The organism is Streptomyces antioxidans, assembly GCF_000968685.2.
Taxonomy (GTDB): Bacteria; Actinomycetota; Actinomycetes; order Streptomycetales; family Streptomycetaceae; genus Streptomyces; species Streptomyces antioxidans.
The window spans coordinates 1-5458 of record NZ_LAKD02000168.1; the positions used below are offsets into that span (position 1 = coordinate 1).

A 5458-nucleotide genomic window follows, 5' to 3' on the forward strand; every position below is an offset into this window, starting at 1 on the left:
GTCCAACATCGGCCACACCCAGGCCGCGGCCGGAGTCGCCGGCCTGATCAAGATGATCATGGCGATGCATCACGAACTGCTGCCCCGCACGCTGCACGTGGACCAGCCGTCCTCGCACGTGGACTGGTCGGCGGGTGCCGTGGAACTGCTGACCGAGCCGCGGTCCTGGCAGGCCGAAGGACGTCCCCGCAGGGCCGGTATCTCCGCGTTCGGGGTCAGCGGCACCAACGCCCATGTGATCATCGAACAGCCCGAGCCATCGGCGGACCCCGACCTCGTACCCGACGCCGGTCCCGTACCCGACGCAGATCCCGCCGACGCGCGGACCCCGGTCGCGTTGCCGCTGTCCGGCCGCGGCGAGGCCGGGCTACGAGCCCAGGCCGAGCGGCTGCTCGCCCTCGTGGACGACAACGCCGGGCCTGGGGCAGCGGACATCGGCTTCTCGCTCGCCACCACCCGTGCCCAGCTCCCGCACCGTGCGGTGGTCCTCGGCGCGGACCGGGCCGAGCTGCGCCGGGGACTCGCCGCGCTGGCCGCCGGTGAACCGCACCCCGCCGTGGTGCACGACATCGCGGCCGAGGGCCGCTTCGCCGTGCTGTTCAGCGGGCAGGGCAGTCAACGCCCCGGCATGGGGCGCGCGCTCTACGGCGTCTTCGACGAGTTCACCCGGGTCGTGGACGAGGTGTGCGGGCACCTTGACCCGCACCTGGACCGGCCGCTGCGCGAGATCCTGTTCGACGAGCCGGGACCGGACCCGCTCGACCAGACCGTGTACGCCCAGTGCGCCCTGTTCACCCTGGAGGTCGCCCTCTACGCACAGCTGCGCACATGGGGTTGCACACCTGCCTTCGTCGCCGGCCACTCGGTCGGCGAGGTGTCCGCCGCCTACGCCGCGGGCGTGTTGTCCCTGGCCGACGCCTGCACACTGGTGGCCGCACGCGCCACCTTGATGCAGGCCTGCCCCTCCGGTGGCGCGATGCTCGCGGTCGAGGCCGGCGAGGTCGAGGTGGCCGCGCTGCTGGACGGCCTCGCCGACCGGGTCGGCATCGCCGCGGTCAACGGGCCGACCGCGGTGGTGCTGTCCGGGGACGCCGACGCGATCGAGGACGTGGCGGCGCGGTGCGCGGCCGACGGGCGCAGGACCAAGCGGCTCCGGGTCTCCCACGCCTTCCACTCCGCACACCTGGACGGGATGCTGGACGAGTTCGGCCAGCGCATCGCCGGGCTCGACTTCCGGCCCGCCCAGATCCCGCTGGTGGCCAACCTCACCGGCACCGTCACCGACCGGGTGTCCACCCCGGACTACTGGGTGGCGCAGGTCAGGGGCGCCGTCCGGTTCGCCGACGCGCTCGGCCTGATGGCCGTACAGGGCGTGCGGACGTTCCTCGAACTCGGACCTGACGGCGTGCTGAGCGCCATGGTCGCCGACGCCACGGCCGCCACCGCCCGGAACGACACGGGCAACGGAGCCGTCGCGGTGCCCGCGCTGCGGGCGGGCAGGGACGACCCCGAGCAGCTGCTCGCCGCCACGGCCCGGCTGCACACGCGGGGCGTCACCGTCGACTGGGCGGCCGTGCTCGCCGCACACCGGCCCCGCCGGATCGACCTGCCCACGTACGCCTTCCAGCACGAACGGTTCTGGCTCGACGTACCCGCCGGGTTCGCCGGAGATGTCGCCGGGGCCGGTCTGCGCACCGCGGGGCATCCGCTGCTCGGCGCGACCGTGTCCATCGCCGGCGCGGACACCACCGTGCTCACCGGCAGGCTGTCGCTCGCCACCCATCCGTGGCTCGCCGGGCACCGGGTGCGGGGCTCGGTCCTGCTGCCCGGCACCGCATTCGTCGAACTCGCCCTGCGCGCGGGCGACGAGGTCGGCTGTGGCCGGATCGAAGAGTTGAACCTGCAGGCCCCGCTCGTACTGCCGGACTCGGGCGCGGTCGAGCTCCAACTCGTCGTCGGCGCCGCCGACGACGAGGGCCACCGCACCGTACAGGTCCACTCCCGGTCCGAAGGAGCCGACACCGGGGCCTGGGCGCGACACGCGACCGGCCTGTTGTCCCCGGCCGGACCGTCCCCGGCCGAACCGTCCGCAACCGAACCGGAGCTGACGGAATGGCCGCCGCCGGGAGCGTCGCCGGTCCCGGTGGACGGGCTCTACGACCGGCTCACCGGCGCGGGATTCGACTACGGGCCGGTGTTCCGCGGGCTGCGCGGCGTGTGGCGCCTGGGGGACGCGGTGTTCGCCGAGGTGGCACTGCCGGACGACCGGGCGGACGACGCCACCCGGTTCGGGCTGCACCCCGCGCTACTGGACTCCCTGCTGCACGCGCTCGGCGTCTCCGGGTGGCGTGGGTCGGGGTTCGAGGGCGTGCCGTTCTCCTGGACCGGTGTGCGGCTGTTCGCCGCGGGCGCGGCCACCGTACGGGCCCGGCTCACCAGGGTCGGCAACGCGGTGTCGCTGTTGGTCGCCGACGCGGCCGGAGCTGCCGTGGCCGAGGTCGGGTCGCTCGTGCTCCGGCCACCGGCCGCGGCCCGGCCCGAACCCGCCGCCGACGCGATGCTCCGGGTGGACTGGACCGCGCTGCCGGAACCGGGCACCGCCCCACAGCGGGCACCGTGGACGGAGCTCGGCCCGGAGGGTGACCTGCCCACCGGCACTGTCGCACCCGTCGTGGTGTACCGGCCGCCGGTGCCGGACCGGTCGACGCCCGCCGCCGCCCGCCGGGCCTGCAACGCGGTGCTCGACCTGATGCGGCGGTGGCTGGCCGAGGACCGCCTCGGCGCCTCCACACTGCTCATCGCCACCAACGGCGCCGTATCCGCGACACAGGGCGAGGATGTGCCCGGGCTCGCCGGCGCGGGCGTATGGGGCCTGGTGGCCACGGCGCAGTCCGAACACCCGGGGCGGTTCGCCCTCGCCGACCTCGAACCGGGTGCAGACCCCGCGGCGGGGATCGAGGCGGTCGCCGTCGCACTGGACGCGGGCGAACCCAGGTGCGCCGTCCGGGACGGGCAGGTGCTCGTACCGCGGCTCGGCCGGGCCACCGAGGGCCTGCTCAGCGCCCCGCACGGCCCGTGGCGGGTGGACGTCGGCGAGAGCGGCGTACTCGACGAGCTGACGCTACGTCAGAATGAGGCAGCGGCACAGCCGTTGGCCGCCGGGCAGCTCAGGGTCGGCGTACAGGCGGGCGGGCTGAACTTCCGCGACGTCATGATCGGCCTCGGCATGTACCCGGAGCAGGCATCGGTCGGTTCCGAGGGCGCGGGCATCGTCCTGGAGACCGGCCCCGGCGTGACCGGGTTCGCACCCGGCGACGCCGTGATGGGCCTGTTCCCCGGCGCCTTCGGGCCAGTGACCATCGCCGACCACCGCATGGTCGTGCCGATGCCCGCGGGGTGGTCGTTCGCCGCGGCGGCCTCGGTGCCGATGGTTTTCCTGACCGCCTGGTACGCGCTGACCGAGCTGGCGGACCTGCGCGCCGGGCAGACCGTGCTCGTGCACTCGGCCGCGGGCGGCGTCGGCATGGCCGCCGTGCAGATCGCCACCCACCTCGGGGCCCGGGTGCTGGGCACCGCGAGCCCCGGCAAGTGGGACACCGTGCGCGCCATGGGACTCGACGAGGACCAGCTCGCGTCCTCCCGCACCCTGGAGTTCGAGCAGCGGTTCTCCGCCGCCACCGGAGGCCGGGGCGTCGACGTGGTGTTGAACTCGCTCGCCGGCACCTTCGTGGACGCCTCGCTCCGCACCACCGCGCCCGGCGGCACCTTCCTGGAGATGGGCAAGACCGACGTGCGCGACGCCGCGCAGGTCGCCGCCGACCACGCCGGAGTCGCGTACCGGGCGTTCGACCTGCTCGAGGCGGGCCCGGAGCGGATCGGCCGGATGCTCACCGAACTGGTCGCCCTGTTCGACCGGGAGGCGCTGCGGCCGCTCCCGCTGCGGGTCTGGGGCGTGCACCGGACCGTCGAGGCGTTCCGCCACGTCGGACAGGGCAAGCACATCGGCAAGAACGTGCTGGCGCTGCCCACCACCTGGCACGCCCACGGCACCGTGCTGGTGACCGGTGCGACCGGCGGACTCGGCGCCCGGCTGGCCCGGCACCTGGTGACCGAGCACGGGGTGCGGCACCTGGTGCTCGCCTCCCGCTCCGGCCCCACTGCCGAGGGCGCCGACGAGCTGGTCCGCGAGCTGACCGAGCTGGGCGCGCTGCCGCGTCTGATCTCCTGTGACATCGCCGACCGGGACGCGGTGGCGGCCCTCGTCGCCGACTGCGGCCGCGACCGGCCGCTGACCGCGGTGGTGCACGCGGCGGGCGTGCTCGACGACGGACTGCTCGAGGACATGGACCCGGACCGGATCGACCACGTCCTGCGGCCCAAGGCGGACGGTGCGTGGCACCTCCACGAGCTCACCGCGGGACTGCCGCTCACCGCGTTCGTGCTGTTCTCCTCCGCGGCGGGGGTGTTCGGCTCGGCGGGCCAGGCGAACTACGCCGCCGCGAACGCCTTCCTCGACGCGCTGGCCGCACACCGCCGGGCACTCGGCCTGCCCGCGGTGTCGCTGGCGTGGGGAAGCTGGGCCGAGCAGTCCGGGATGATCGGCAGGCTCTCCGGCCAGGACACCCGGCGCGCCGGGCGCTCCGGCGTCACCACCCTGTCCGAACGGGACGGACTGGCCCTGTTCGACCTCGGCTGCGCGCTGACCGAACCGGCGCTCGTACCGGTGAAGCTGCACCTCCCCCGGCTGCGCGAACAGGCCGCCGCCGGTGAGCTGCCACCGCTGTTCCGCACGCTCGCGGGCGGCCCCGCACGCCGCCGCGCCGCCACCGCGGACGACGACCAGGCGTCCCTGGCCGGCCGGCTCGCCGCAGCCACCCCGGACGAGCGGCGGGCCATGCTCCTGGACCTGGTGCGCGGGCAGGCCGCCGCGGTGCTCGGACACGGTGGCGCGGACGCCGTCGCACCCACCGCCACGTTCAGCGAGCTCGGCTTCGACTCGTTGACCGCCGTGGAGCTGCGCAACGGACTCGGTACGGCGACCGGGCAGCGGCTGCCATCAACGCTGATCTTCGACTACCCGAGCCCCGCCGAGCTCGCCGAGCACCTGCTCGGCAGGCTGACCACCGCGGCGCCGACGGCCGCACCGGTGAGGGCGTCCGCGGCCAGGACCGCCGTGGACACCCGCGAGCCGATCGCGATCGTCGGGATGAGCTGCCGGTTCCCCGGCGGCGCAACCGATCCGCGGCTGTTCTGGGAACTGGTGCGCGATGGCGGCGACGCGGTCGGCCCGATGCCCGAGGACCGCGGCTGGGACCTGGACGCGCTCTACCACCCGGATCCGGACCGGCCGGGCACCACATACGCCCGGGAAGGCGGATTCCTCTACGACCTCCCGGAGTTCGACCCCGGATTCTTCGGCATCTCGCCGCGCGAGGCCGTGGCGATGGACCCGCAGCAG

1 protein-coding gene is annotated in these 5458 nt (G+C 74.8%); it reads left to right on the top strand.

Going from position 1 to position 5458, the window contains the following annotated elements; translation table 11 throughout:
- Positions 1–5458: type I polyketide synthase (locus VT50_RS37175; protein ID WP_143645353.1), on the top strand; the 5458-nt coding region annotated here is incomplete at both ends.